The sequence below is a fragment of the Endozoicomonas sp. 8E genome (genome assembly GCF_032883915.1).
In the GTDB taxonomy this organism is placed as follows: Bacteria; Pseudomonadota; Gammaproteobacteria; order Pseudomonadales; family Endozoicomonadaceae; genus Endozoicomonas_A.
The window spans coordinates 6,633,331-6,658,626 of record NZ_CP120717.1 but is presented as its reverse complement, the minus strand read 5'-3'; the positions used below and the strand labels follow the sequence as shown (position 1 = coordinate 6,658,626).

Annotated in this window: 32 protein-coding genes; 26 read left to right on the top strand and 6 right to left on the bottom strand. The window is 47.8% G+C overall.

The window, feature by feature from the left end; all coding sequences use genetic code 11:
• Nucleotides 1-541: 541 nt before the first annotated feature.
• The gene (gene nhaA, locus P6910_RS23645; RefSeq protein ID WP_317146587.1) at nt 542-1,807 is read left to right on the top strand and encodes a Na+/H+ antiporter NhaA; all 1,266 of its coding nucleotides are present in this window, start codon (nt 542-544) and stop codon (nt 1,805-1,807) included.
• 109 nt (nt 1,808-1,916) lie between these two features.
• On the opposite strand, the gene P6910_RS23640 is transcribed toward nhaA, so the two are convergent.
• Together P6910_RS23640 and P6910_RS23635 are read right to left on the bottom strand one after the other, a co-directional pair.
• Nucleotides 1,917-2,231 carry a helix-turn-helix domain-containing protein gene (locus P6910_RS23640; protein WP_317143692.1) on the bottom strand — a complete coding sequence of 105 codons (315 nt, stop codon included), beginning with the start codon at nt 2,229-2,231 and terminating at the stop codon, nt 1,917-1,919.
• Nucleotides 2,232-2,255: 24 nt separating this feature from the next.
• Entirely contained in the window at nt 2,256-2,459 is a 204-nt protein-coding gene (locus tag P6910_RS23635; RefSeq protein WP_317143691.1) for a hypothetical protein, read from the bottom strand.
• A 312-nt stretch (nt 2,460-2,771) separates the two neighbouring features.
• Between P6910_RS23635 and P6910_RS23630 the strand changes: the two genes are divergently transcribed.
• The gene (locus P6910_RS23630) at nt 2,772-4,484 is read left to right on the top strand and encodes a choice-of-anchor I family protein (RefSeq protein ID WP_317143690.1); all 1,713 of its coding nucleotides are present in this window, start codon (nt 2,772-2,774) and stop codon (nt 4,482-4,484) included.
• 98 nt (nt 4,485-4,582) lie between these two features.
• On the opposite strand, the gene P6910_RS23625 is transcribed toward P6910_RS23630, so the two are convergent.
• Together P6910_RS23625 and P6910_RS23620 are read right to left on the bottom strand one after the other, a co-directional pair.
• Entirely contained in the window at nt 4,583-4,939 is a 357-nt protein-coding gene (locus P6910_RS23625; RefSeq protein ID WP_317143689.1) for a NirD/YgiW/YdeI family stress tolerance protein, read from the bottom strand.
• Nucleotides 4,940-5,067: 128 nt separating this feature from the next.
• The gene (locus P6910_RS23620) at nt 5,068-5,439 is read right to left on the bottom strand and encodes a hypothetical protein (RefSeq protein WP_317143688.1); all 372 of its coding nucleotides are present in this window, start codon (nt 5,437-5,439) and stop codon (nt 5,068-5,070) included.
• On the opposite strand from P6910_RS23620, the gene P6910_RS23615 reads away from it, so the two are divergent.
• Together P6910_RS23615 and P6910_RS23610 are read left to right on the top strand one after the other, a co-directional pair.
• Nucleotides 5,427-5,555, top strand: coding sequence for a hypothetical protein (locus P6910_RS23615; protein ID WP_317143687.1), 129 nt, complete (start codon nt 5,427-5,429; stop codon nt 5,553-5,555). The two genes, P6910_RS23620 and P6910_RS23615, sit on opposite strands and share 13 nt — an antisense overlap.
• 101 nt (nt 5,556-5,656) lie before the next feature.
• Complete coding sequence (locus tag P6910_RS23610; protein WP_317143686.1) at nt 5,657-6,232, top strand: hypothetical protein; 576 nt, start codon at nt 5,657-5,659, stop codon at nt 6,230-6,232.
• A gap of 147 nt (nt 6,233-6,379) precedes the next feature.
• Here the strand turns inward: P6910_RS23610 and P6910_RS23605 are convergent, their stop codons facing one another.
• Nucleotides 6,380-6,493, bottom strand: coding sequence for a hypothetical protein (locus P6910_RS23605; protein ID WP_317146586.1), 114 nt, complete (start codon nt 6,491-6,493; stop codon nt 6,380-6,382).
• A 255-nt stretch (nt 6,494-6,748) separates the two neighbouring features.
• On the opposite strand from P6910_RS23605, the gene P6910_RS23600 reads away from it, so the two are divergent.
• Nucleotides 6,749-7,318, top strand: coding sequence for an RING finger domain-containing protein (locus tag P6910_RS23600; protein ID WP_317143685.1), 570 nt, complete (start codon nt 6,749-6,751; stop codon nt 7,316-7,318).
• 145 nt (nt 7,319-7,463) lie between these two features.
• On the opposite strand, the gene glpX is transcribed toward P6910_RS23600, so the two are convergent.
• Nucleotides 7,464-8,474, bottom strand: a complete 1,011-nt coding sequence (gene glpX / locus P6910_RS23595) for a class II fructose-bisphosphatase (RefSeq protein WP_317143684.1) — start codon at nt 8,472-8,474, stop codon at nt 7,464-7,466.
• Between the two features lie 308 nt (nt 8,475-8,782).
• Between glpX and rpsL the strand changes: the two genes are divergently transcribed.
• The 21 genes from rpsL to rplV all read left to right on the top strand — a co-directional run bounded on the left by rpsL (nt 8,783) and on the right by rplV (nt 25,286).
• Nucleotides 8,783-9,157 (top strand): 30S ribosomal protein S12, encoded by a 375-nt coding sequence (gene rpsL, locus P6910_RS23590; RefSeq protein ID WP_034841716.1) that lies wholly within the window; start codon nt 8,783-8,785, stop codon nt 9,155-9,157.
• 134 nt (nt 9,158-9,291) lie between these two features.
• Entirely contained in the window at nt 9,292-9,762 is a 471-nt protein-coding gene (gene rpsG, locus P6910_RS23585; protein WP_252177337.1) for a 30S ribosomal protein S7, read from the top strand.
• 18 nt (nt 9,763-9,780) lie between these two features.
• Nucleotides 9,781-11,883 carry an elongation factor G gene (gene fusA, locus P6910_RS23580; RefSeq protein ID WP_317143683.1) on the top strand — a complete coding sequence of 701 codons (2,103 nt, stop codon included), beginning with the start codon at nt 9,781-9,783 and terminating at the stop codon, nt 11,881-11,883.
• 100 nt (nt 11,884-11,983) lie between these two features.
• Complete coding sequence (gene tuf / locus P6910_RS23575) at nt 11,984-13,177, top strand: elongation factor Tu (RefSeq protein ID WP_257254328.1); 1,194 nt, start codon at nt 11,984-11,986, stop codon at nt 13,175-13,177.
• 203 nt (nt 13,178-13,380) lie between these two features.
• Nucleotides 13,381-13,605 carry a type II toxin-antitoxin system RelE/ParE family toxin gene (locus tag P6910_RS23570; RefSeq protein ID WP_317143682.1) on the top strand — a complete coding sequence of 75 codons (225 nt, stop codon included), beginning with the start codon at nt 13,381-13,383 and terminating at the stop codon, nt 13,603-13,605.
• Nucleotides 13,586-13,876, top strand: coding sequence for a helix-turn-helix transcriptional regulator (locus P6910_RS23565; RefSeq protein WP_317143681.1), 291 nt, complete (start codon nt 13,586-13,588; stop codon nt 13,874-13,876). The genes P6910_RS23570 and P6910_RS23565 overlap by 20 nt, the downstream gene beginning before the upstream one ends.
• Before the next feature lie 251 nt (nt 13,877-14,127).
• Nucleotides 14,128-15,132, top strand: a complete 1,005-nt coding sequence (locus tag P6910_RS23560) for a putative 2-aminoethylphosphonate ABC transporter substrate-binding protein (RefSeq protein ID WP_317143680.1) — start codon at nt 14,128-14,130, stop codon at nt 15,130-15,132.
• Nucleotides 15,133-15,190: 58 nt separating this feature from the next.
• Nucleotides 15,191-16,249, top strand: a complete 1,059-nt coding sequence (locus P6910_RS23555; protein WP_317143679.1) for a TauD/TfdA family dioxygenase — start codon at nt 15,191-15,193, stop codon at nt 16,247-16,249.
• A 22-nt stretch (nt 16,250-16,271) separates the two neighbouring features.
• Complete coding sequence (locus tag P6910_RS23550) at nt 16,272-16,850, top strand: HD domain-containing protein (protein ID WP_317143678.1); 579 nt, start codon at nt 16,272-16,274, stop codon at nt 16,848-16,850.
• Between the two features lie 592 nt (nt 16,851-17,442).
• The gene (locus P6910_RS23545; protein WP_317143677.1) at nt 17,443-17,985 is read left to right on the top strand and encodes a hypothetical protein; all 543 of its coding nucleotides are present in this window, start codon (nt 17,443-17,445) and stop codon (nt 17,983-17,985) included.
• Nucleotides 17,986-18,307: 322 nt separating this feature from the next.
• The gene (locus P6910_RS23540) at nt 18,308-18,850 is read left to right on the top strand and encodes a hypothetical protein (protein ID WP_317143676.1); all 543 of its coding nucleotides are present in this window, start codon (nt 18,308-18,310) and stop codon (nt 18,848-18,850) included.
• Between the two features lie 323 nt (nt 18,851-19,173).
• Complete coding sequence (locus P6910_RS23535) at nt 19,174-19,710, top strand: hypothetical protein (protein WP_317143675.1); 537 nt, start codon at nt 19,174-19,176, stop codon at nt 19,708-19,710.
• Nucleotides 19,711-19,952: 242 nt separating this feature from the next.
• Nucleotides 19,953-20,213 (top strand): recombinase family protein, encoded by a 261-nt coding sequence (locus tag P6910_RS23530; protein WP_317143674.1) that lies wholly within the window; start codon nt 19,953-19,955, stop codon nt 20,211-20,213.
• Nucleotides 20,214-20,224: 11 nt separating this feature from the next.
• Nucleotides 20,225-21,388 (top strand): RNA-guided endonuclease TnpB family protein, encoded by a 1,164-nt coding sequence (locus P6910_RS23525; RefSeq protein WP_317143673.1) that lies wholly within the window; start codon nt 20,225-20,227, stop codon nt 21,386-21,388.
• A 449-nt stretch (nt 21,389-21,837) separates the two neighbouring features.
• Complete coding sequence (rpsJ, locus tag P6910_RS23520) at nt 21,838-22,152, top strand: 30S ribosomal protein S10 (protein WP_034841731.1); 315 nt, start codon at nt 21,838-21,840, stop codon at nt 22,150-22,152.
• Between the two features lie 101 nt (nt 22,153-22,253).
• Complete coding sequence (rplC, locus tag P6910_RS23515) at nt 22,254-22,892, top strand: 50S ribosomal protein L3 (RefSeq protein WP_317143672.1); 639 nt, start codon at nt 22,254-22,256, stop codon at nt 22,890-22,892.
• Between the two features lie 12 nt (nt 22,893-22,904).
• Nucleotides 22,905-23,507, top strand: coding sequence for a 50S ribosomal protein L4 (rplD, locus tag P6910_RS23510; RefSeq protein WP_317143671.1), 603 nt, complete (start codon nt 22,905-22,907; stop codon nt 23,505-23,507).
• Nucleotides 23,504-23,800: a 50S ribosomal protein L23 gene (gene rplW / locus P6910_RS23505; RefSeq protein WP_034841736.1), complete on the top strand. Its 297-nt coding sequence runs from the start codon at nt 23,504-23,506 to the stop codon at nt 23,798-23,800. The genes rplD and rplW overlap by 4 nt, the downstream gene beginning before the upstream one ends.
• A gap of 11 nt (nt 23,801-23,811) precedes the next feature.
• The gene (rplB, locus tag P6910_RS23500) at nt 23,812-24,639 is read left to right on the top strand and encodes a 50S ribosomal protein L2 (RefSeq protein WP_252177328.1); all 828 of its coding nucleotides are present in this window, start codon (nt 23,812-23,814) and stop codon (nt 24,637-24,639) included.
• Between the two features lie 21 nt (nt 24,640-24,660).
• The gene (gene rpsS / locus P6910_RS23495; RefSeq protein WP_252177327.1) at nt 24,661-24,939 is read left to right on the top strand and encodes a 30S ribosomal protein S19; all 279 of its coding nucleotides are present in this window, start codon (nt 24,661-24,663) and stop codon (nt 24,937-24,939) included.
• Between the two features lie 11 nt (nt 24,940-24,950).
• Nucleotides 24,951-25,286, top strand: coding sequence for a 50S ribosomal protein L22 (gene rplV, locus P6910_RS23490; RefSeq protein ID WP_317143670.1), 336 nt, complete (start codon nt 24,951-24,953; stop codon nt 25,284-25,286).
• Nucleotides 25,287-25,296 lie beyond the last annotated feature (10 nt).

The window sequence follows — 25,296 nt, the reverse complement described above, 5'->3', positions numbered from 1 at the left end:
TCGGCCTCGATCAAAGTTAATCAACATTAGCACTAATACACTTCCAAGCAGTCACATAGTAAATCCTGCCGGTTCGTTCGCTGTGCTCACCCGATTGTATAAAGCGGCTGAAGCAGGCGTTATATTTTTCTACCAATTATCGAGAAAGATAATAAAGATAATAATATAAAGAAATGCACTTTTGAGGATCGAGTTGATACAAACAGCTTGCTGTGTCTGTGTTAAACAGCAACAGACTCAGGACGATGAAAAGCTCTCTTTTTTAAACTTGAGAGGTTTAGAGATAAAACCTCAATAGACGACTGACTACAGGCAAATAAAAGACTCACTGAACATTCACAAGACATCAACAAGCGCATGATGTAGTCTACGGCATCAGGCTTGATGCTCTTGAGGAGTTGCTGTGGCGGGAAATAATTTCACAAAATTTATAGGTCGAAAAGGCAAGGTTTATAACGCTCGCTGGGAGACGGCATTTGACCGTATCCTCACGCCTTTTGAAGAATTTATTCATCGTCAAACGACCAGCGGTATTCTTCTGATGATCTGCGCTGTCATCGCTCTGGTGATCGCGAACAGTAATCTGTACCCCCTTTATGAACAGATCCTGAAAACCTACGCCGGAGTTTCTTTCGGCGACGGTGGTCTGAAGATGTCTGTTCACCATTGGGTCAATGATGGCTTGATGGCTTTTTTCTTTTTTCATGTTGGTCTCGAACTCAAGCGTGAATTTCTTGTCGGTGAGCTCTCCGACCTCAAGCATGCCGTATTGCCTATCATGGCGGCGATTGGTGGTATGGTGGTGCCCGCACTGATTTATGCCGGCATCAACCCGAGCGGCGTTGCTGCAGACGGCTGGGGCATTCCGATGGCAACAGATATTGCCTTTGCTGTCGGTACTTGTGCGCTGCTGGGTGGTCGTGTTCCTAAAAGCCTGATTACCTTCCTGGTGGCCTTGGCCATCGTGGATGACCTGGGCGCTATCATGATCATTGCCGTTTTCTATACCAACGAAATCAATCAGCTTGCTTTGATATGGGCTGCAGGATTTACTGCATTGTTATGGGTTCTCAACGCTTCCGGTATCCGTAGTCCACTGCCTTATCTGCTGATAGGTGCTGGCCTTTGGCTGCAGCTCTACGAAGCAGGTATTCATGCGACACTGGCTGGAGTTATTACTGCCTTTGCCATACCAGCTAAACCCAAATACGACCCTGTTGCATTCAGCTATCAGGTAAAAAATCTGATTCGGCGATTTGATCGCAGTTACCGCCCAGGTGAAGATGTTCTGCGAAATGAAAAAGTGCTGGCTTACGTTCGGGCTCTGGGTAATGGTGCGCGTCTGGCAGAAGCTCCACTGCAGAAAATCGAAACGGGTCTGCACCTGCCTGTTACCTATATCGTCATTCCTATTTTTGCCCTGGCTAACGCCGGTATTCCCTTTAATGTATTCTCCGGAGATACCGAGATTTTCAATAACGTCACACTCGGAGTTACTCTGGGTCTGGTGCTTGGTAAGTTAATTGGTATTGCTGGTGCCACCTGGTTAGGCTGGAAAATGGGATGGGGTGATTTGCCTCATGAATGCAACTTCCTGCATATTGTCGGCGTTGCCTTTTTGGGCGGAATTGGTTTCACCATGTCGATCTTCATATCAGAATTGGCATTTGCTGGCAGCCCCAATGACCTGGTACTGGCGAAAGCAGGGGTTCTGATTGCCTCCCTGATAGCAGGTATTGCAGGCTTTATTTGTTTGACTAAAGCTTCCCCAAAGTCTGTTGAAAGGAATACTGCTGAGCAGGCTTGAAGTCTGATTATTATCTGAGCGCGAACAACCCGGAGTTTGCTCCGGGTTTGTTTTTTAGGGATATTGTTCCGGCCCTCACCATTGCAACATAATTCCTTGAAAGTGTTGTTCAAAGACTCGCAATATACGAAAGAGTTTCAGGATGGCGCTGTACCAGCCTTAGCAGGGTAACGGCCTGACCATTGGGTACACTGCGCCCTTGCTCCCAGTTCTCCAGGGTGCGGGCAGAGGTATGCAGCAAGCGTGCAAACACGCCTCTGGACATATTAAACGTTTCGCGAATACTGACAATCTCATCTGGTGAGATGCTCAACTCGCCTTTATCGTCTACCTGATGGCTTCTCAGCGTCAACTTGCCTTCTGAGTGCTCCCTGGCTTCAGCAAGGGCTGAGCTGAGTTCCGAGAATAAATCACGACTGCTCATTGTGCCATGCCTCCATAAATAGTCTTAACTGTTGCCCCCCTGGCTGGCAGTCAGGTCTGTCATTTCATTTTTGCTGAACAGGGTTAGCAGATAAAAGCGTTGATGTTCATCCAGATAATAATAAATGACCCGCAAGCCGCCACACCTGCCTTTACCCTTGCCAGCAAAGCGTACCTTTCGCAATCCCCCCCGTGCCTTGGATGATGTCCCCTTGCCAGGGTTAGCCATCAGCTCGGTTTGAAACAGTCGGAAGGCTTCATCGCTCAGGTAATCGGCCCGGTGTCTGGCAAAAATGGTGGATTCGACAAAGAGGCTTTTAATTTATTAAATATACGCTACTAGCGTATATTCTCACGAGAGAGGCTTTCTAAGCTGGCAGGTTTGAATTATTGCAGTTTTGCGAGCGCCTCTCCAAAGCTGGAACGAAACAAAGCCTACGTTGATTGAATTCAACTGTCTTTGCGCCAAAAATGTCATTAAACAGTCATTTGCAAGCGTTATAAAAAGCCCTGATCAAATTGAATAAAATCAGGAACCTCAATGGAACTGAAACTCGCTCGCAAAGCTATCATTCTGGCTGCTCCCTTCATTCTGGCTGGCTGTTCAATGGTTCAGGAAAACGCTGAAATTTCCCATCCTACTATGGAACCTATCGGTCGATATGCTTCTGGCAGTTACCATAAAGGGGCCGCAGAGATTGTGGCCTGGCATAAGGCCAGTCAGTCTATCTATGTTGTTAACGCTCTTGATAAAACCGTTGATATTCTCAGCGGTAAATCCCTCAAGGGTCAGCCACTGGCTAATCCGACGATGGACTCCAATCTGTTAAAAGTTGGCAAGATCAATCTTGAATCCAGTATTGACGGCATGAAGCTGGGCACTGCCAATAGCGTTTCTGTTCATGGTGATCTGCTGGCTGTGGCTGTTGAAAATAGTGATAAACAAAAGAAGGGCGTTGTTATTCTTTATAAGCTCGATTCCGAAGGTGGCGCTGTATTCAGTGACTATAAGGTTGTAGGTGCACTGCCTGATATGGTGGCCTTTACGCCCGACGGAAAATACCTGCTGACAGCGAACGAAGGTGAACCCTCATCGGATTACAAAATTGACCCGGAAGGTTCGGTGAGTGTCGTCAAGCTTGCCTCGGAAGGCAAACTGGAAGAACCACGTCATGCTACTTTCACTGCTTTCAACAAGGGGCACTCCAGAAACATCGAGCTGCCAGAGGATGTCAGGGTTTTTGGTCGTAATGCCTCTGTGGCTCAGGATCTTGAGCCGGAGTACATAGCCGTTTCTGATGATTCCAGAACCGCGTACGTCTCTCTGCAGGAAAACAATGCTCTGGCACTGGTTGATATTGCCAATGCCCGCATTGATTCTATCGTTCCCCTTGGTTACAAGGATTATGGTCAGTTTGCGATGGATGCCAGCAATAAAGACGGGGGGGTGAACCTCCAGAAATGGAGTGGTGTCTATGGTATGTATCAGCCAGATACCATTGCTACCTATTCCGTAGAAGGTAAAACCTATGTCGTAACAGCCAACGAAGGTGATGCCAGAGATTATTGGTACAAAACTGCTTCTGAAGATCAGTGTCTGGATTCTGGTGGGTTGAAATACGATGACGAAGACGGTTGTCTGGGATTCACAGAAGAAGTTCGTGCCAAAAAAGTTCAGGTCGACCGTGAGCATCCTAACGCTGAAGCAGCCAAGGACCAGAAAAAGCTGGCTCGCCTGAAAATTACCAACACACTGGGTGATTCGGATAACGATGGCAATTTTGAAGAACTTTACTCCTACGGAGCACGCTCATTTTCTATCTGGAACGAAACAGGTGAGTTGGTCTATGACTCAGGCAGTGACTTTGAAGAAGTGACGGCAGCTGTGCTGGGTAAACACTTCAACAATAATGACGAAGAAACCAAAGGTGATAACCGCAGTGACGACAAAGGTCCTGAGCCAGAGGCATTGGCTGTGGGCGAGATTGATGGACGTCAGTACGCGTTTATTGGTCTGGAACGAACCGGCGGTGTCCTGATGTACGATGTGACTCATCCTGCAAAAGCAGAGTTTGTCAGCTATGTCTACAACCGTGATTTTTCTGTCGATACTGAGAGAGAGCCAGAAAAAGCGGGGGATGTTTCTCCGGAAGGCATGAAGTTTGTGGAAGCCTCTGACAGTCCAACTGGAAAGCCTTTATTGATTATCGGTCATGAAGTCTCTGGTTCTACACTGGTGTATCAGGTGGATTAATTAGACGTTCCTTTTTGTCTATTATTATTGTTTTCTCTTCACAGGGTTGAGGGTTGCCAAAGGAATTCCGGCAACCCTTTTCTAGAGTGAAGCTCTGTTCAGATGACAGTGATTTTTTCGACTTCTATCTCGGTTGTTTCAAAAGCACCGCTTTCTACTTCACCCAGAATCTTAACTTTGGTCTTTTCGTTGATCTGCACCTGAGGCATGTCTCTGGATTCAATCTCTACCTGAATGCTGTCTTTGCCATCTGAAAAGGTGTAGGTTTCATCGTCGATTTTGTTGGTCAGGTAACCGGTCAGTTCTACCTGGGAGTCATCAACCGGACTTTCGATGATGGTGGCAACATCATTGATCCTGGGTGTGCTGCTGGGGCCGGTGTATTCAGCAAATGCGTTGCCAGTGGTCAGTGCAATCGTTGAAGCAGCAAGGAAAGCAGACAGTGTTGGATTCATGGTTTGAGTCTCCGGTTTTCTATCGATATAGGCATTTGTTTAAAAGGTGGGCGTAGAATAATCGAAAGCAGGTAACCGGAAGATGAGTGAATCATTAAATTTTTTTCATTAAAGAAAAAAATAGGGTTTCAGGGGCCAAGCTTCCAAGTAGTGACTGGTAGTTTATAGTGCTCCAAAACCTGCTGTAAGCGTTCCCAGTATTCATGGTCGGATGGTTTTCTCAGAATCAACACAATCCCCGCCTGTTTTTTGGTCAGCATTCCATAGGCAAGAGACTGGCCGATGGCTTCAGGCCATTTGTTGGCAAAATCCATTTCGATGGCGTAACGGTCAGTTATGCAATCGACACGTCTACCGTCGTCGAGTCTGGCTTCAACTTCTCCACCTCTACCTTCGCACCAGACCTTCTGATACCAGAGCTCGGGTTCCGATGCCCAGGCCAGATTGATAAGCAGAAGCGATAAAAAAATCATAAGGAGGCGCGGCAGTGTCGTTGACATGTGCTCAATCCATTGAGTCAATGATTCAACGCTACCTGTCACGACTGCTCAGTGCAATGCTTTATCGCCCCAAAGGGGATTATTTATCGCCTTCCGGGAGAGGAGAAACACCTTGATGACAGAACGAGTTAAAAATCCAAGTATTCATACGGAACTAAATCCAAATTTAAATATCTAATGTTGTAACCAACAAAAAATGTAATAGGAGGTCTTTGATATGAATAGTCTTAACGGTGATATAAGAACAATAAGTCAAGATACAAACCATTGTGAAAGCAATACTCCAAGCACTCTAAATTGTGGACATGCTTCTGGTAGGTCATGCACGCAGTTAGGGCTGGAAAGAAGTAACCAAATAAACTGCCATCTCTGTCGAGAACAATTATCTGGTGATGATATAGAGGTAGAAAAAATTCCATTGCAGAAACGCATGGTAACTATTTTAGAACGAACTATTAAATTTATTCGCGAGACTGTTGACATGTTTGTTCACCCGGCTCCCTCGCTTTTTATTGGGATTGCTGGCGGGGCTACCGCATTTGCAGTTGCAGCAGTTGCAGATGAGGGCTATGTTGGGAGAGGCGCGGCTATGATTGCTGGTTTTGCTACCGAAGGTTACTTGGCTACCTATGCTCAGTACGAAGGAATGACTGTCGATTTTGCTACGGGTTTAGCTACCGGTATTGCTAGTGGTGTTGCTACTTATGCCGTTATGGGAAGCCCTGGAGCTTTCTGTTTAGCTGCCGTGTCTGTTGTCGGGGTTGTTGCCAATTATCACGTAAGAAATCATTAAAATGATTTGCTGAGCTATTTTGAGAGCATATTCTCCTGGCTGACCCCTCAGTCACTGCTGCCGAGATTTAATTGACAAGAGCCATGAACAAAAGAAGGAAGGAGCCATTTCTGTTTTCAATAGACAATGGCTCGGAGGAAAACAAGGTTAAAGGATGACACCCTTGATGTCGTCGTCTTTACGATCCAGATAGTGGATAGACTGGATACGTCGTATCGTACGGGATTTGCCAAGAATAACCAGTGTTTCGGTTTCTGCGATATTACCTTGGCGGGAAACACCTTTCAGCAGGTCGCCCTTGGTAATTCCGGTGGCCGGGGTGTCGTCAGCCAGTAGAGCAAGATCCTGTTGATGTCCTGCCTCATTGCCCTAAAGGGGATTATCTATCGCCTTTCGGGAGAGAAAAAACACCTTGATGACAGAACGAGTTAAAAATCCAAGTATTTATAAGGAACTAAAACCAAATATAAGTATCTAATAATGTAATAAGCCAAAAGTATAATAGGGGGTTTTGCTATGGATGGTGATTGCAGAGTTGATGATATTAAGTGCGCAATATGTTATGACACAGTAAATTGCGAAAGCATCGAACTAAAATGCGGGCATGCTTTTGGTAGATCATGCATGCAGAAATGGTTGGCAAGGAATGACAAAAAAAACTGCCACTTCTGTCGAAAAGAATTAACTGATATTGATTTAAAAGAGATAGGGGAAATTCCATTGCAGGAACGCATGGTAGCTATTTTGGAAGGAACTATTAAATTTATTTGCAAGACTGTTGACATGCTTGTTCACCCAACTCCCTCGCTTCTTGTTGGGATTGCTGGCGGGGCTACCACAGCTGTTGCTGCAGTAGTTGCAGATGAGAACAATGCTGGTGGGATTGGCGCTTCTATGTTTATTAGTTGTACTATCGGCGGTTTCGTGGGTACTCATGAATGGGAGCATGGAAGGACTGTCGAACTTGCTACTGGTATTGTTACTGGTGTTGCTACTTCTGTCTTTATGGGAAAGCCCGCAGCTTTCTGTTTAGCTGCCGTGTCTGTTGTCAAGGTTGCTGCCAATTATCTCGTAAGAAATCATTAAAATGATTTGCTGAGCAATTTTGAAGCATATTCTCCTGGCTCATCCCTCAGTCACTGGTGCCAGATTTAATTGACAAGAGCCATGAACAAAAGAAGGGAGGAGCCATTTCTGTTTTCAATAGACAATGGCTCCGAGGAAAACAAGGTTAAAGGATGACACCCTTGATGTCGTCATCTTTACGATCCAGATAGTGGATAGACTTGATACGACGGATCGTACGGGATTTGCCACGAATCACCAGTGTTTCGGTTTCTGCGATGTTACCCTGGCGGGAAACACCTTCCAGCAGGTCGCCCTTGGTAATACCGGTGGCCGAGAACACCACGTTATCAGAACTGGCCATATCATCCAGACGCAAGAGAATGCCGGGCTCAATACCCATTTCTTTACAGCGGCTGCGTTCAACATCACCGGCAGCCCTGTTTTCAGGCGTATCACCTTTGGCTTGATCGCGGGTCATCAGACGACCCTGCATATCGCCACCCAGTGCACGAATCACAGCTGCCGATATTACGCCCTCGGGTGCACCGCCGATGCAGTACATCATGTCAACTTCGCTGTCCGGCATACAGGTCAGAATAGAGGCGGCTACATCACCGTCAGGAAGGGCAAAAACCTTTACGCCCATTTTTTGCATCATCTCAATGGCACTGTCGTGACGAGGCTTGGCCAGTGTGATAACGGTCAGATTTTCTATGGGCTTGTGCAGCGCTTTGGCGACATTATGGATGTTTTCTTTAAGGCTAAGGTTCAGGTCGATGGCATTTTTCGCACCAGGACCAGCAACCAGTTTTTCCATATACATGTCGGGCGCTTTCAGGAAGGAACCTTTCTCGCCAGCAGCCAGAACGGCCACAGCATTGTTCTGACCCATTGCGGTCATGCGGGTACCTTCAATAGGGTCAACGGCAATATCAATACTCTCGCCCTGACCCTTGCCGACTTTTTCACCGATGTAGAGCATGGGGGCTTCGTCGATTTCGCCTTCACCAATGACAATCTCGCCATCCATCTGAACTTTGTTGAGCATGGCTCTCATGGCCTCAACCGCTGCACCGTCAGCCGCATTCTTATCGCCTCTGCCAAGCCACTTATAACCAGCCAGGGCTGCCGCTTCGGTCACACGTGAGAATTCAATCGCCAGTTCGCGTTTCATGGTAATCCTGAGGGTGATCTAGGGTATGGGCGGGACTTTATCACAACTCGTTCATACGGAGTGAGTCGCAATAAACGAGATTTTACCCCCGCGAGCTTTCATTTTATACGATTTGTGTTATCCACAGACTTGACGCCACTCCCAGCATTCCGTAAAATTTCGCCGCTTTATATTGCCCCTAGCTGTATTCGAAGGGGCTGGTAGATGCCGGTTTTTACGCCGGCTTTTGCCGTTGAAGCAAAGAATCTTCTGCGCACTCCTCTGACGCAGGTGATTCTTACTTACTTAGAAACGACTGGAGTTCGCCAATGGCAACAATTAACCAGCTGGTTCGCAAGCCTCGTAAGCGTAAGGTCAAAAAGACCGACGTTCCTGCGCTGCAGGCCTGCCCACAGCGTCGCGGTGTATGCACCCGTGTTTACACTACTACCCCCAAGAAGCCAAACTCTGCGCTGCGTAAAGTTTGTCGTGTGCGTCTGACCAACGGCTTCGAAGTGACTTCCTACATCGGTGGTGAAGGTCACAACCTGCAGGAGCACAGTGTTGTTCTGATCCGTGGCGGTCGTGTAAAAGACTTGCCAGGTGTTCGTTACCACACTGTTCGCGGTAGCCTGGATACCCAGGGTGTTAACGACCGTAAGCAGGGCCGTTCCAAGTACGGTACCAAAAAGCCTAAGTCTTGAACCAGTAGCTTGAAACTAGTGTCCAGAGACTAGACTTGAGAACGCTCATCAGAGCAAGAATTTAACAGTAGGTTGATAAGAGTAAGGTCAGGAGTTTTCCTGAGCTACCTGAAGGCCGAAAAGAGGGCTTATCAATGCCAAGAAGACGCGTAGTCGCCAAGCGCGAAGTACTGCCAGATCCAAAGTTTCATAACAAAACCCTGGCAAAATTCATTAACCATGTGATGGTTTCCGGTAAGAAATCTGTTGCCGAGAAGATCGTTTATGGCGCACTGGACAAAGTTCAGGAACGTACCAGCAAGGACCCTCTGGAGCAGTTTGAAAAAGCGCTCGAGTCCATCGCTCCTGTAGTAGAAGTTAAGTCCCGCCGTGTCGGTGGTGCTACCTACCAGGTACCTGTAGAAGTTCGTCCAAGCCGTCGTACAGCTCTGGCTATGCGCTGGCTGGTAGACGCTGCGCGTAAGCGTGGTGAAAAGTCCATGGATCTTCGCCTGGCTGGCGAGCTGATGGATGCTGCCGAGAACAAGGGTGCCGCTGTCAAGAAGCGTGAAGACGTGCATCGCATGGCTGAAGCCAACAAAGCGTTCTCTCACTACCGTTTCTAAGTATCAGAGGATTGAGTCGTGGCCCGTAAAACCCCTATTGACCGCTATCGCAATATTGGTATTTGTGCCCATGTTGACGCGGGTAAGACAACGACCACTGAACGTGTGCTGTTCTACACTGGTCTGAGCCACAAAATTGGTGAGGTGCACGACGGTGCAGCTACCATGGACTGGATGGAGCAGGAGCAGGAGCGTGGTATTACCATCACTTCTGCTGCTACTACATGCTTCTGGCGTGGTATGGATGCTCAGTTTGATGAGCATCGTGTCAACATTATCGATACTCCCGGACACGTTGACTTCACCATCGAAGTTGAGCGTTCCCTGCGTGTACTGGATGGCGCTGTTGTTGTTCTGTGTGGTTCCTCCGGTGTTCAGCCTCAGACTGAAACCGTATGGCGTCAGGCTGACAAGTACGAAGTACCTCGTATGGTCTTCGTTAACAAGATGGACCGTACCGGTGCTAACTACCAGATGGTAGTGGATCAGCTGCGCGATCGTCTGAACGCAAATGCTGTTCCCATGCAGATGACCATTGGCTCTGAAGATGAGTTCAAGGGTGTTGTCGATCTGGTTAAGATGAAAGCGATCATCTGGAACGAAGCAGACCAGGGTATGACCTTCAACTATGAAGACATTCCTGCCGAGATGGCCGATGTCTGTGCAGAAATGCACGAGTACATGGTTGAAGCGGCTGCTGAGGCCACTGAAGAGCTGATGGAGAAGTACCTGGAAGAAGGTGAACTCTCCGAGGAAGAAATCAAGGCCGGTATCCGTGCTCGCACCCTGGCTAACGAAATTATTCCGGTGTTCGGCGGCTCCGCATTCAAGAACAAGGGTGTACAGGCCGTTCTGGATGCTGTCATCGAATACATGCCTTCTCCGAAAGAAGTTAAGGCCATCGAAGGTATCCTGGACGACGGTAAAGACACGGTTGAAACCCGTGAAGCTGACGACAATGCTCCGTTTTCTGCGCTGGCGTTCAAAATTGCTACCGACCCATTCGTGGGTACCCTGACCTTCGTTCGTAGCTACTCCGGTACCCTGAATTCCGGCGACACCGTTTACAACCCTGTTAAGGGCAAGCGTGAGCGTGTAGGTCGTATGGTTCAGATGCACTCTAACAACCGCGAAGAGCTCAAAGAGTGTCTGGCGGGTGATATCGTTGCTCTGATCGGTATGAAGGACGTGACTACAGGTGACACACTGTGCGCCATGGACAGCGTTATTACCCTGGAGCGCATGGAATTCCCAGAGCCTGTAATCTCTGTTGCGGTTGAGCCTAAGACCAAGGCTGACCAGGAGAAGATGGGTATCGCTTTGGGTAAACTGGCTCAGGAAGATCCTTCTTTCCGTGTTCACACCGACGAAGAGAGTGGTCAGACCATTATCTCCGGTATGGGTGAGCTGCATCTGGACATCATCGTTGACCGTATGCGTCGCGAGTTCAAAGTTGAAGCGAACATTGGTAAGCCTCAGGTTGCTTACCGTGAGAAGCTGAAAGCTACCGTTGACGCTAACCACAAGTTTGCCAAGCAGTCTGGTGGTCGCGGTCAGTACGGTCACGTTGTGATCGAATTCTCTCCGGCCGAAGAAGGTGAAGAAGGTCTTCAGTTCGTCAACGAGATTGTTGGTGGTGTTATTCCCAAAGAGTACATCCCGGCTGTTCAGAAGGGTCTGGAAGAGCAGATGCAGAATGGTGTAATCGCCGGCTACCCTCTGCTGGGTCTGAAAGCTCGTCTGTATGATGGTTCTTACCATGATGTTGACTCCAACGAAATGGCGTTTAAAATCGCTGCTTCTCAATGTCTGAAGAAATACGCGCCACAGGCTAACCCTGTTCTGATGGAGCCCATGATGAAGGTTGAGGTGGTAACACCTGAAGACTACATGGGTGACGTTATGGGTGACCTGAACCGTCGTCGCGGTATTGTTCAGGGTATGGAAGACACACCTTCCGGTAAGGTTATTAACGCTCAGGTGCCACTGGGTGAAATGTTCGGCTACGCCACAGATCTGCGTTCAGCAACTCAGGGGCGTGCTACATACTCGATGGAATTCAGCGAGTATGCCGAAGCTCCCGCCAGCATTGCTGAAGCGGTCATTAAAAATCAGGGTTAATAGTGTATCTGCGGTGTTCTAACAGGCATAAAGGGCTGTTAGAATGCTGCACGAGAATCACTACCCCGAACCATTGATATTTATCTAAGGGTCAAGAGAAATGGCTAAGGAAAAATTTGAACGTTCGAAGCCGCACGTAAACGTCGGCACCATCGGTCACGTTGACCACGGTAAAACTACTCTGACTGCTGCACTGACTCGCGTATGTGCAGAAGTATGGGGTGGCGAAGCTAAAGACTTCTCTCAGATCGATAACGCTCCTGAAGAGCGTGAGCGTGGTATCACCATCTCTACTGCTCACGTAGAGTACGACTCTCCTAGCCGTCACTACGCTCACGTAGACTGCCCAGGACACGCCGACTACGTTAAGAACATGATCACCGGTGCCGCTCAGATGGACGGCGCTATCCTGGTATGTTCCGCTGCTGACGGCCCCATGCCTCAGACTCGTGAGCACATCCTGCTGTCTCGTCAGGTTGGCGTACCTTACATCGTGGTATTCCTGAACAAAGCTGACATGGTAGACGACGAAGAGCTGCTGGAACTGGTTGAAATGGAAGTTCGTGAACTGCTGGACACTTACGAGTTCCCAGGCGACGACACTCCAATCATCACTGGTTCTGCCCTGATGGCTCTGGAAGGTAAAGACGACAACGAAATGGGTACTTCCGCTGTTAAGAAGCTGGTTGAAACCCTGGACGAATACATCCCTGAGCCAGAGCGCGCTATCGATCAGCCGTTCCTGATGCCTATCGAGGACGTATTCTCCATCGCTGGTCGTGGTACTGTAGTAACTGGCCGTGTTGAGCGTGGTATCATCACTGTTGGTGAAGAAGTAGAAATCATTGGTATCAAAGAGACTACCAAGACTACTGTTACCGGTGTTGAAATGTTCCGTAAGCTGCTGGACGAAGGTCGTGCAGGTGAGAACATTGGTGCGCTGCTGCGTGGTACCAAGCGTGAAGAAGTTGAGCGTGGTCAGTGTCTGATCAAGCCAGGAACTGTAACACCTCACACCAAGTTCGAAGCAGAAGTTTACATTCTGTCCAAGGACGAAGGTGGTCGTCACACTCCATTCTTTAAGGGCTATCGTCCTCAGTTCTACTTCCGTACCACTGACGTGACCGGTGCTGTAGAACTGCCAGAAGGCGTTGAAATGGTAATGCCTGGTGACAACATTAACTTCGTAGCTACCCTGATCGCTCCAGTAGCGATGGAAGACGGTCTGCGCTTCGCTATCCGTGAAGGTGGTCGTACTGTAGGTGCTGGTGTTGTTGCCAAGATCATCGAGTGATATTGAATCGCTGGTAATCTAGACCACCCTATAAAAACCCCGGATTTTTCCGGGGTTTTTTTTGTGGCTTTAAGCCGCTGGCTTCTCTGTTAGATGGATGAAAACCATCTCAACGAATTGCGAAACCATGACCCACCTGTCCGAAGAAAAAGCTCAACCCGGACCCTGGTTTATCCCAATTTGCCGACCGTCCTTGCCAATGGTTGAACTTGACAAAGTTAACAATCTTGCCAGCCTCACCTTATGAAAAAATCAACTTGGCAAATGGATCTGAAGGAATAGGCAGGGGTCTATTTTGCAGTGTGAAAGGAAACCATGTTGTTATTTTGCATGTGTTTCAGAAAAAAACTCAAAAAACATCTAAAAAAGACTTGGACCTTGGATATAAGCGAATGAAAGAGGTGCAGCATGGCAAACTTAAGTTATAAAGCATTTCGCAAGAAGGCGCTTGAGCGCGAAGACGTTCAGGCTGCGATGGAAGAAAAAGCAGAGTTCTTTGCACTCCGTCGTGAACTGATTCGAATGCGGCAGGAAGCAGGAATGACCCAAGAGGATATTGCCCAGGCAATAGGTACACAGAAAACCAGTATCTGCCGACTTGAGAGTGCCAACAGTAAAACGCTCCCGAGTCTGGGTATGTTGAAAAAATATGCGGAAGCCACCGGGCATAAGCTCAACATCACTTCTTCTCCTGTGTGACACTTCCCTTGATTTAATGCTGGCGTTTTAATGATGACAGCCAACTGGTTTTGAGGTGTCCATTTATCTGGTTTTTTTGTCGTCTTCAGTCACAGGTACTCCTTGTGATCTTCCTTTCTTGCGCTTTTCCAACCCCGAGAGTCATAACTAAGGCATGGATAAAAAGGTTTCATTTGATTGAAACATATCCGGAGTAAGGTGATGCCAGAAAATGTCGTTGGTTCAGGTCGATGCTAGTTGGAGATGACCTTATGAAAAAATGGATGGCTGGTCTGGCTCTGGCGTCAGTATCTGTTGTTAGTAACACTTCTTTGGCTAATTCTCCTGAGGAGTTGACTGTTTACACGGCCTTTGAAACAGATCTGCTATCAACATTCGAAGAGGCTTTTGAGAAAGAGCATCCGAATATCACAATCAACTGGGTTCGTGATTCTACCGGAGTAATCACTGCCAGAATACTGGCAGAAGGCAAAGGAACTCCTGCTGATGTGGTGTGGGGGCTGGCTGCTTCGTCTCAGGCGCTACTGAAAAATCGGGGCATTATTAAAGCCTACACCCCGGAAGGTGTCTCCGAGCTTAAATCCGGTATGGTGGATCCGGAAAGCGATAAAGCCTGGTACGGACATGATGCTTTTTTTAATGCGATCTGTTTCAACAGCGTAGAGGCTGAGAAACTAGGTTTGCCAAAACCTGAAAAATGGGATGACCTTCTGAACCCGGTCTACAAAGGGCATATTGTCATGCCTAATCCAGCCTCTTCCGGCACAGGGTACACTCAGGTGGCTGCCTGGCTGCAAACGATGGGTGAAGAAAGGGGCTGGGCGTACATGGAGGCTCTGGATAAAAATATTGCCAAATACACTCACTCTGGTTCCAAGCCTTGTGTGGAAGCAGCCCAGGGAGAAACGGTGATTGGTATTTCATTTGCTCTGCGTGGCGCTAAATTGAAAACTCAGGGCGCACCAATAGACCTTGTGATGCCTCAAGGTGTTGGCTGGGATTTAGAGGCAATCGGTCTGGTCAATACAAAGTCCGAAGCAGCGAAAGCACTGGCTGACTGGTCGGTTTCTGAAGAAGCCAATGAGCTTTACAACACGGTTTACCCGGTTGTCGCTCACAAGGACGTGAAAGGCGAAGTCAAAAATTACCCCGATGTTGAAGCTGTCATGGCTGACGTTGATTTTGGTCGTATGGCCAATGAGCGCGATGCCGTTCTTAAAGAATGGTCCGCTAAGTTTGAGTTTAAGTCAGAATAATAATACTCATCGCCAAAACACTCAGTAAAAGTGAGGCCGTGGGTTTAAGGGGGATGCCATGCTTGAGCTGTTCAGTGATCACCTGTTTTTCCACGATAAGCCATTTCATTACTTCTGGCTTCGCGATAACTGTCCTTGTGATCAATGCCAACATGAGTCGGGGCAAAGGCTGATTGAGGTCATGGACGTGCCTATGAATATCAGGCCAGAAGCGGCAACTGTCGTTGATATTGGTGTTGATAAAAGCTTGCAGATTCTCTGGCAGGATGGTCACCGGTCAATCTATCCGGCAAGTTTGCTTATCGCTGAGGCGTTTGTCCCTGAAACACCAAGTTTGTGGGGAGGGGGCTTGCAGACTGACAGTATTCGTTTTGACTACAACGCCATAGACGATCCTGAGGTTAAACGACAGTGGCTACAAGCCATTGAAACCCACGGTTTGTCATTTCTCTACAATGTGCCAGCTCAGGTAGGGCAGGTGCTCAAGGTTGTCGATCATTTTGGCTACGTCCGTGAAACCAACTATGGCCGTTATTTTGAAGTAATAAGCAAAGAAGAGCCGGAAAATCTCGCCTTTACGCCCAGGCCGCTGAGCCTTCACACGGATAATCCCTACCGTCATCCGGTGCCAACACTGCAATTGCTGCATTGCCTTGAGGCTGCCCCGGAGGGTGGCGTCACCGCTCTGGCGGATGGTTTTTATGCGGCACAGTTGCTGAGACAGCAGCATCCTGAATACTTCGCTCTGCTTTCGACAATCACCCTGCATTACAACTTCAGTAGTGATAGCGCCAGTTTGTCGAGCAGTGGCCCGGTGATTGAGTTGGATTGCGAGGGTGAAATCATCGGTATTCGTATTAACAACCGTTCGGTCCAGCCGGTGCGCCTGCCATTTGAAGAAACCAGAGACTTCTACGAAGCCTATCAGTGTTTTATGAATCTTCTTCACAGTGAAGCTTGTAAATATACCTGTAAGCTGGCTCCGGGCGAATTGATGATGTTCAACAATCAGCGGGTTCTGCATGGTCGTGAAGTGCCAGCCCGGGGTAAACGACATCTTCAGGGGGCCTATGCGGATATTGATTCCCTGCGCAGTGAACTTAAGCGAATGAATTGATCCAGAAGAAAAGATTATTGAAATGAGAGTTATTGACTTTATCCGCGCACAATATATCGAGAATGGTCATGTTGCTTATGGTGAGCATATCTCAATGACCAATCATATGTTGCAGTCAGCCTTTTACGCTGAACAGAGTGGCAGCTCAAAGGAAGTAGTCGTTGCTGCTTTCCTTCATGATATTGGTCATTTGTTGCATGGTCTCCCGGAAGATATTTCCGATCATGGCATTGATGGTTTTCATGAAGATATTGGTGAGCGTTGTTTGAAAGGTTATCTGCCAACACTGGTCACAGATTGTATTCGTCTTCATGTTCAGGCGAAGCGATACATGTGCACACTTAAGCCTGCTTATTACGACAAACTTACCGAGGCTTCGCGGGAGTCTCTCGCTATACAGGGTGGTTTGATGAGCGATCAGGAAGTTGCGGCTTTTGAAGCGGAGCCTTATTACAAGGAAGCTATGCGAGTTCGGGTTTATGATGATATGGGCAAGCAAGCCGAGCTGGAGCATCCTGATCTGGATTACTACCTGAAGCTGACTGAAGAGTGTTTGATGATGACTGAGATGCCTGCTCCCGATAACACATTGACCGTATAATAAAGTCGAAGACGAAATTCGTAAAGCCGAGCTGCAAGGTGAAGAAAAAAGGAATACCGCCAACGGAGGGCCAAACATCTGGCGTGTAGCCTTCGCTGTGTCCCAGCGGGGAGAAAGAACTGGTTTTTTTGCTGGATAGAAGAGGGAAGGGGGTAATGTCACTGTGTTCTAGACGTAATTGTCAGTTTTCTTCTTGCAGGTATAGATTCATCTCAGTACTTCATCGATGTGCTTCAGCGCATCAGTTTTCAATCAGCTCGAGATATTCGAGAGCTGATCCCGTGATCTTGGAAAGAGAAATTCGAGTCGAGTCCGTTAAAATCCGGTCTCGACAAGTTGGGGTGAATGCCCTTGGCTTTAACGGTTGCTTTTTGTGCCCCACTCTTCTGATTCTCTTTTGCTTGGTACTCTTTATTAACTAAAGCGGTTTTGTTTCAGCCTAATTCCATATTGCACCCTTAAGATGTTAGTAATCCTAACATTTATGTGATTGAGTAGATTGCCATAGATCAATATCATTCAGTACAAGTTCATTGAGGAAAGAACTATTACGGAATAAATACTCATAAATCTGTACAAATGGAGGTGTAATATGCATTTAGGTACAATCGATTATTCTGATGTAGCGGGTCAGTATCAAGCGCCATATCAAGGCACTTTAACAGACAAAAATGAAGCAAGTCTTTCTGGTAAAAAAGTAGCTATCGTAGCACCCTTTAATGAGGGTTCTCATGTGCCTGTAGGGGATAAGGGATATGAGGGTCAGCCATTGCAAGCCAGAAAAACCAATCGTGCTCTGGCCGCATTGTCAGCGCTCGCGCTGGGCGTTGCATCAGTGTTATACGTTATGCCAACTGCCACGTCCGTTGGGGCTTTCACAGTGGGTTCCATTGGTGCGGCGGTTGGAGCGTTAGCGGGGCCACAAGGTCTGTTTGCTGGTGCTGTTGCTGGTGTCACTGTTGGATCTTTTATAGGATTAAGCGTGACAGCCTATTTTACCCCCTATTTGATGGCAAAGGTTTACAATGCGGTCCTGGATGTAACGAATGGCAATGGCTTTGAACGATCAAAGCTTGCTGACAGGGTTGTGGCTTATTATGAGAGGGAAGCTTCAGCATCAAAGGCAAAAGCCTGATGTGACCTAAACCATAAACCAAAAATCACTGTGATCACCGCAGTGATTTTTTTGTCTGCCGTTTTTCCAGTTTTCTTTTGTCGGGCACACTCAATTAACTAAAGCAGATTAGTTTTAGTCTGATTTCGAAACACTGATGGGTTGAACCCAGACTGCAAAGGAATCTTGCTGGATTCCATATTGCACCCTTAAGATGTTATTAATTCTAACATTTGTGTAATTGAGTAGATTGTTATAGGTCAATATCATTCAGTACAAGTTCATTGAGGAAAGAACTATTACGGAATAAATACTCATAAATCTGTACAAATGGAGGTGTAATATGCATTTAGGTACAATCGATTATTCTGATGTAGCGGGGCAGTATCAAGCGCCATTTCAAGCCACTTTAACAGAAAAAAATGAAGCAAGTCTTTCTGGTAAAAAAGTAGCTATCGTAGCACCCTTTAATGAGGGTTCTCATGTGCCTGTAGGGGATAAGGGATATGAGGGTCAGCCATTGCAAGCCAGAAAAACCAATCGTGCTCTGGCCGCATTGTCAGCGCTCGCGCTGGGCGTTGCATCAGTGTTATACGTTATGCCAACTGCCACGTCCGTTGGGGCTTTCACAGCGGGTTCCATTGGTGCGGCGGTTGGAGCGTTAGCGGGGCCACAAGGTCTGTTTGCTGGTGCTGTTGCTGGTGTCACTGTTGGATCTTTTATAGGATTAAGCGTGACAGCCTATTTTACCCCCTATTTGATGGCAAAGGTTTACAATGCGGTCCTGGATGTAACGAATGGCAATGGCTTTGAACGATCAAAGCTTGCTGACAGGGTTGTGGCTTATTATGAGAGGGAAGCTTCAGCATCAAAGGCAAAAGCCTGATGTGACCTAAACCATAAACCAAAAATCACTGTGATCACCGCAGTGATTTTTTTTGTCTGCCGTTTTTCCAGTTTTCTTTTGTCGGGCACACTCAATTAACTAAAGCAGATTAGTTTTAGTCTGATTTCGAAACACTGATGGGTTGAACCCAGACTGCAAAGGAATCTTGCTGGATTCCATATTGCACCCTTAAGATGTTATTAATTCTAACATTTGTGTAATTGAGTAGATTGTTATAGGTCAATATCATTCAGTACAAGTTCATTGAGGAAAGAACTATTACGGAATAAATACTCATAAATCTGTACAAATGGAGGTGTAATATGCATTTAGGTACAATCGATTATTCTGATGTAGCGGGGCAGTATCAAGCGCCATTTCAAGCCACTTTAACAGAAAAAAATGAAGCAAGTCTTTCTGGTAAAAAAGTAGCTATCGCTGCACCGTCTAATGAGGGCTCTCATATGCCTGTAGGGGGTAAGGGATATGAGGGTCAGCCATTGCAAGCCAGAAAAACCAACCGAGCTCTGGCCGCCTTATCAGCGATCGCGATGGGCGTTGCATCAGTGTTATACAAAATGCCGACTGCCGCTGCCGTTGGGGCTTTCACTTTGGGTAGCATTGGTGCCGGGCTTGGGGCGATAGCAGGGCCAGAAGGTCTATTTGTTGGGGGCGTTGCTGGCTCAGCTGTTGGATCTTTCATAGGATTAAGCGTGACAGCCTACTTTACCCCCTATGTGATCGCAAAGGTTTACAATGTGGTTCTGGAGGCAACGAATGACAATGGCTTTGAACGGTCAAAGCTTGCTGACAGGGTTGTGGCTTATTATGAGGGGGAAGCTTCAACGTCAAAGGCATAAACCTGATGCGATCTGAACCATAAACCAAAAATCACTGTGACCACCGCAGTGATTTTTTTTATCCGCCGTTTTTCGAGTTTTCTTTTGCCGGATGCACTTAAGCTAAAGCAGCTTTGTTTTAGCCTGATTCCGAAACGCTGATGGGTTAAAAACAGTTCGCAGAAATCTATTATAATCTAAAACTATCTTATAAAATCTCAAGCATGGATAAGTGATTACTGAAGATAGGTGAGGCAGCTCGTTTGCATGGTACAGACCCAGTAACACTACGAAAATCGGAAAGTACAGGTGAGCTGCTTCCCGCCAGAAAGACCAAAGTTGGAACTTGTTACTACGACGTGTCTGAATTGATGGGCTACAGTAACGAAGCTGCGCCTACGCTTTGCTATTGCAGAGTATCCAGTCACGACCAAAAGCCAGACTTAGACAGGCAGCAAGAGTTACTGGAAGCCTACTGTTCTATAGAAGGTTGGCGAACTCAGGTTATACGAAAAAATGCTTGAGACTTTGCGAGATGTTGTTAGCTCACAAGATTGAACTCAGACCGACAAAACAACAAGCCGATTATCTTGATAGGGCTTGTGGTTCCCGTCGTCATGCGTTCAATCAACTGTTAGCCCATTTCAATCAAGAAGGCGTTAAATGGTCAAAGAAGGCTGCGAATGAAAAATACCAAGAACTCAGGCTTGAGTTTCCCTGGTATGCCGAAGTCAGCCAACGTGTCACCAGGAACACAATCGACGATCTTCATGACGCCTTTACTCACTTCTTTCGTCGGGTGAAGAAAGGAGAAAAAGCAGGTTATCCAAGATTCAAGAAGCGAGGACTACACGACAGTTTTTCTCTCAGAGAAAAACCCAAGTTCGATGTTGATGGCAGAACACTTCGCATTGAGAAACTGAAAACCCGCATCAAGATGCGCCAGGAGCTGAGATTTACAGGAACACCCTGTCAGGTGACGATCAGTAAGCGAGCCGGAAAGTATTTCGCTTCTATTTTGGTAGACACTGAGGATTACGAACCAAAAGCACAAAGCAATGAGTCTGTAGGCGTTGATTTTGGCGTCAAAGATTTAGCGATTTGTTCGAATGGCAAAACCTTTGCTGCTAATCAGAAACTGAAGGGCTCTCTGAAACGCCTTAACAGTAAACAGAGAGCGTTAAGCCGCAAAACAAAGGGAAGCAACCGCTACGCGAAAGCCAAGCGAGCGGTTGCCAAACTGCATTACCGGATAAGTAACCAGCGATCAGCCGCAATACATGAGGTAAGTGATTATCTGACTTCAAGATTCAAAATAATCACCCTCGAAAATCTGAATGTCAAAGGCATGGTAAAAAACCGCAAACTGGCAAGAGCAATCAGTGACGCAGGTTTCGGTAAGCTGAGAGAACTTGTTGAATACAAGGCAGAGCTGAGAGGATGCCAGGTTGTGATTGCAGATCGGTTCTTTCCCAGCTCGAAGAAGTGTGCGGTTCATACTTGCGACTACGTAAATGACAATCTTACTCTGTCTGATCGTGAGTGGCGGTGTCCAAAATGTAAAACTCTGCATGATAGGGATTACAGTGCGAGTTTTAACCTTGATAATTATGGTCGAGACACGTTACAGCTCGACCCTAAACCCTACGCAAGAGTGGAGTCAGACACGATTCGTCGTGCATCCATGTCGACGGCGTAGATAAGTCTACATAATTACAGATTATGTTAGATTTTTAGTAGCGGTTGAACCCAGGATCCAAAGCAATCAATAAAAATATGAGCCTGACACTTCCAGAGAGCAGAATAGTAGGTGCCGGTGAACTGGACAGCTAGCCAAGTTAAGTTCTAACGTCCGATATAGCCTTAGCACTTTAGTGCTGTCGTACATATTTTTAGCGTGATCGTAAAGGCTAGGTGAGCAACTTGTTCAACACTCCTTAGCAGTTTTCCTTATCTCATTACTCGTTCTATTGGGTTATCATGGCGTCTTAACTACGCGTGCGGTGGCTGAAACAAGTGTCGAAATATTTTTCGTCTGGCACTTGTGTTGACTTTAAGTTTTGTGCTTAGTAGAATTCCGCGTCCTCTTTTGTCTGGGTGGCATTGTTCACCGGACTTAGTTCTTTATTGATAGATGGTTACAACAAGATGAGTCAAGCTCAGCAGATTCGCATTCGTTTGAAGGCTTTTGATCATCGTCTGATTGACCAGTCCACGCAGGAAATTGTTGATACTGCGAAGCGAACTGGTGCTCAGGTGCGTGGTCCAATCCCTCTGCCAACCCGAAAAGAACGTTTCACAGTTCTGATCTCTCCACACGTAAACAAAGATGCGCGTGACCAGTATGAGATTCGTACTCATAAACGTCTTCTCGACATTATTGAGCCCACCGAAAAGACCGTTGACGCACTGATGAAGCTAGACCTGGCAGCTGGCGTTGAAGTGCAAATCAGTCTCGGTTAATAGCGGCACGGGCAGCCATTCAGTGTGCACAAAACTTTTGTGTAACGCTCTGGAATGAGCGGCCATAGTGGGTGAAAGCCCCGTACACGAGAGAGGTTGAAATGACTATTGGATTAGTCGGTAAGAAGTGCGGTATGACCCGTATCTTCACAGAAGACGGTGCTTCTGTACCAGTCACTGTAATTGAGGTTGATCCTAACCGCATCACTCAGGTTAAAAGCCTGGATGTTGATGGTTACAACGCAGTTCAGGTGACCACTGGTGCTAAAAAAAGCAGCCGTGTTCGCAAGCCAGAGGCTGGCCACTTTGCGAAAGCAAAGGTAGAGGCTGGTCATGGTCTTTGGGAATTCCGTGTTGACGATTCTGCTTCTTACGAGCTGGGTCAGTTGATCGGAGTTGACCTGTTCGAGCAGGGTCAGAAAGTAGACGTAACTGGTCAGTCCAAAGGTAAGGGCTTCCAGGGTGGCGTAAAGCGTTGGAACTTCCATATGCAGGACGCTACACACGGTAACTCTCTGTCCCACCGTGCTCCTGGTTCCATCGGTCAGTGTCAGACCCCGGGTCGTGTCTTCAAGGGTAAGAAGATGGCTGGACATATGGGTGCTGAGAAAGTGACTGTTCAGTCCCTGGAAATCGTTCGCGTTGACGCTGAACGTAACCTGCTGCTGGTAAAAGGTGCAGTGCCTGGTGCAACTGGTGCTGACGTTATCGTTAAAGCTGCAGTCAAAGCGCGCGCCTGAGGGGATTAGACGATGGAATTGAATGTAACAGGTGCTGGTACGGTTCAAGTCTCTGACGTGACCTTCGGTACTGAATTCAACGAAAGCCTGGTTCACCAGACTGTCGTTGCTTTCATGGCCGGTGCTCGTCAAGGTACCCGTGCTCAGAAAACCCGCAGCGAAGTAAGCGGCGGTGGACGCAAACCCTGGCGTCAAAAAGGTACTGGCCGTGCACGCGCCGGTACAATCCGTAGCCCACTGTGGCGCGGGGGCGGCAAATCTTTTGCTGCTAAACCACAGGATCACGCTCAAAAGCTGAACAAGAAAATGTATCGTGGTGCTCTGCGTTCTATCTTGTCTGAGCTGGTTCGTCAGGAACGTCTGGTTGTTGTTGAAAGCCTCGGTGCCGAAACACCAAAGACCAAGCTGATGGTAGCCAGGCTGAAGGAGCTGAATGTCGAGAGCGGTCTGATTGTTTCTGATGAAGTAGATCAGAATCTGTATCTGGCGACTCGCAACATTCCCCATGTGGACGCACGTGACGTACAAGGCGTTGACCCTGTCAGCCTGATCGCTCATGAGAAAGTCGTGATGACTGTTGCAGCCATCAAGAAATTCGAGGAGATGCTGGGATGAACCAGGAACGTATTTATAAAGTTCTGCTTGGTCCGCACATTTCCGAGAAGGCGACAGTGGTGGCTGAAGAGCATGGCCAGTACGTCTTCAAGGTAGCCAAGGACGCAACCAAGCTTGAAATCAAAAAAGCGGTAGAGCAACTGTTCGAAGTCAGCGTTGACGCTGTTCGTACAGCGGTTGTTAAAGGTAAGACCAAACGTACTCGTTTCGGTATGGGCAAGCGCTCAGACTGGAAAAAAGCGTACGTCAGTCTGGCGCAGGGTCAAGAGATTGACTTTGCCGACGCGGAATAAGGAGTTACAGGATGGCCGTAATTAAGTGCAAGCCGACTTCTCCGGGTCGTCGCTTTGTTGTCAAGGTTGTAAACCCTGACCTCCACAAGGGTCGCCCTCACGCGCCTCTGGTGGAAAAGAAGAGCAAGTCTGGTGGTCGTAACAACGCTGGTCGCATCACTACCCGTCATCGTGGTGGTGGTCACAAGCAGCACTACCGTATCGTAGACTTTCGTCGCAACAAGGATGGCATTCCGGCTATCGTTGAGCGTCTGGAATACGATCCGAATCGTACCGCTCATATCGCCCTGCTGAAGTACATGGACGGTGAGCGTCGTTACATTATCGCACCTAAAGGTGTGAAAGCCGGTGACGAGCTGTACTCTGGTGTTGATGCTCCTATCAAACCAGGCAACACACTGCCTCTGCGTAATATTCCGCAGGGTTCTGTAGTTCACTGTGTTGAGCTCAAGCCAGGTAAAGGTGCGCAGATGATGCGCAGTGCCGGTACTTCCGCTCAGGTTGTAGCGCGTGATGGTGCTTACGTAACCCTGCGTCTGCGATCCGGTGAAATGCGTAAAGTACTGGCTGACTGTCGTGCAACTCTGGGTGAAGCCTCTAACAGCGAGCACAATCTGCGCTCTCTGGGTAAGGCGGGTGCCAAGCGTTGGAGAGGCGTGCGTCCGACCGTTCGTGGTGTTGCCATGAACCCGGTTGATCACCCACACGGTGGTGGTGAAGGTCGTACCTCCGGTGGTCGTCACCCAGTGACACCATGGGGTGTTCCGACCAAGGGTCGTAAGACTCGTTCCAACAAGCGTACGGATAAAATGATCGTACGTCGTCGCAGCGCGAAGTAAGCCTAGAGAGAGGATACGACAGTGCCACGTTCTTTGAAGAAAGGCCCATTTATCGACCTTCACCTGCTGAAGAAAGTCGAAGATGCGGTTGAAAGCGGCAACAAGCGTCCGATCAAGACCTGGTCACGCCGCTCAATGATCCTGCCAAACATGGTAGGTCTGACTATCGCCGTTCATAACGGTCGCCAGCATGTGCCTGTTTTCGTTAGCGAAGACATGGTAGGCCTCAAGCTGGGTGAGTTTGCTGCTACCCGCACCTACCGCGGTCATGCTGCAGACAAAAAGGCCAAGAAGCGCTAAGAGGTTAAGAAATGAAAGAAGTAGCTGCTATACATAAAGGCGCTCGCATTTCTGCCCAGAAAGCGCGCCTGGTTGCTGACCAGATCCGAGGCAAAGCTGTTGGTGAAGCCCTGGACCTGCTGGCATTCAGCCCTAAAAAGGCTGCAGAGCTGGTCAAGAAAGTGTTGGAATCTGCGATTGCTAACGCAGAGCACAACGAAGGCATGGATATCGATGAGCTGACAGTGTCTACTATCTTCGTTGACGAAGGTATGACCATGAAGCGCATTCGTCCACGTGCCAAGGGCCGTGCTGATCGCATTCTGAAGCGGTCTTGCCATATCACGGTTAAGGTTGCAGAGGTCTAAGGAGCGATCA

Excerpts from the sequence above, each read along its gene's own strand:
- nhaA (WP_317146587.1), top strand. The coding sequence starts at position 542 with ATGATCTGCGCTGTCATCGCTCTGGTGATCGCGAACAGTAATCTGTAC.
- P6910_RS23640 (WP_317143692.1), bottom strand. The coding sequence starts at position 2,231 with ATGAGCAGTCGTGATTTATTCTCGGAACTCAGCTCAGCCCTTGCTGAA.
- P6910_RS23635 (WP_317143691.1), bottom strand. The coding sequence starts at position 2,459 with ATGGCTAACCCTGGCAAGGGGACATCATCCAAGGCACGGGGGGGATTG.
- P6910_RS23630 (WP_317143690.1), top strand. The coding sequence starts at position 2,772 with ATGGAACTGAAACTCGCTCGCAAAGCTATCATTCTGGCTGCTCCCTTC.
- P6910_RS23625 (WP_317143689.1), bottom strand. The coding sequence starts at position 4,939 with ATGAATCCAACACTGTCTGCTTTCCTTGCTGCTTCAACGATTGCACTG.
- P6910_RS23620 (WP_317143688.1), bottom strand. The coding sequence starts at position 5,439 with ATGTCAACGACACTGCCGCGCCTCCTTATGATTTTTTTATCGCTTCTG.
- P6910_RS23610 (WP_317143686.1), top strand. The coding sequence starts at position 5,657 with ATGAATAGTCTTAACGGTGATATAAGAACAATAAGTCAAGATACAAAC.
- P6910_RS23600 (WP_317143685.1), top strand. The coding sequence starts at position 6,749 with ATGGATGGTGATTGCAGAGTTGATGATATTAAGTGCGCAATATGTTAT.
- glpX (WP_317143684.1), bottom strand. The coding sequence starts at position 8,474 with ATGAAACGCGAACTGGCGATTGAATTCTCACGTGTGACCGAAGCGGCA.
- rpsL (WP_034841716.1), top strand. The coding sequence starts at position 8,783 with ATGGCAACAATTAACCAGCTGGTTCGCAAGCCTCGTAAGCGTAAGGTC.
- rpsG (WP_252177337.1), top strand. The coding sequence starts at position 9,292 with ATGCCAAGAAGACGCGTAGTCGCCAAGCGCGAAGTACTGCCAGATCCA.
- tuf (WP_257254328.1), top strand. The coding sequence starts at position 11,984 with ATGGCTAAGGAAAAATTTGAACGTTCGAAGCCGCACGTAAACGTCGGC.
- P6910_RS23565 (WP_317143681.1), top strand. The coding sequence starts at position 13,586 with ATGGCAAACTTAAGTTATAAAGCATTTCGCAAGAAGGCGCTTGAGCGC.
- P6910_RS23560 (WP_317143680.1), top strand. The coding sequence starts at position 14,128 with ATGAAAAAATGGATGGCTGGTCTGGCTCTGGCGTCAGTATCTGTTGTT.
- P6910_RS23555 (WP_317143679.1), top strand. The coding sequence starts at position 15,191 with ATGCTTGAGCTGTTCAGTGATCACCTGTTTTTCCACGATAAGCCATTT.
- P6910_RS23550 (WP_317143678.1), top strand. The coding sequence starts at position 16,272 with ATGAGAGTTATTGACTTTATCCGCGCACAATATATCGAGAATGGTCAT.
- P6910_RS23545 (WP_317143677.1), top strand. The coding sequence starts at position 17,443 with ATGCATTTAGGTACAATCGATTATTCTGATGTAGCGGGTCAGTATCAA.
- P6910_RS23540 (WP_317143676.1), top strand. The coding sequence starts at position 18,308 with ATGCATTTAGGTACAATCGATTATTCTGATGTAGCGGGGCAGTATCAA.
- P6910_RS23535 (WP_317143675.1), top strand. The coding sequence starts at position 19,174 with ATGCATTTAGGTACAATCGATTATTCTGATGTAGCGGGGCAGTATCAA.
- P6910_RS23525 (WP_317143673.1), top strand. The coding sequence starts at position 20,225 with ATGTTGTTAGCTCACAAGATTGAACTCAGACCGACAAAACAACAAGCC.
- rpsJ (WP_034841731.1), top strand. The coding sequence starts at position 21,838 with ATGAGTCAAGCTCAGCAGATTCGCATTCGTTTGAAGGCTTTTGATCAT.
- rplC (WP_317143672.1), top strand. The coding sequence starts at position 22,254 with ATGACTATTGGATTAGTCGGTAAGAAGTGCGGTATGACCCGTATCTTC.
- rplD (WP_317143671.1), top strand. The coding sequence starts at position 22,905 with ATGGAATTGAATGTAACAGGTGCTGGTACGGTTCAAGTCTCTGACGTG.
- rplW (WP_034841736.1), top strand. The coding sequence starts at position 23,504 with ATGAACCAGGAACGTATTTATAAAGTTCTGCTTGGTCCGCACATTTCC.
- rplB (WP_252177328.1), top strand. The coding sequence starts at position 23,812 with ATGGCCGTAATTAAGTGCAAGCCGACTTCTCCGGGTCGTCGCTTTGTT.
- rplV (WP_317143670.1), top strand. The coding sequence starts at position 24,951 with ATGAAAGAAGTAGCTGCTATACATAAAGGCGCTCGCATTTCTGCCCAG.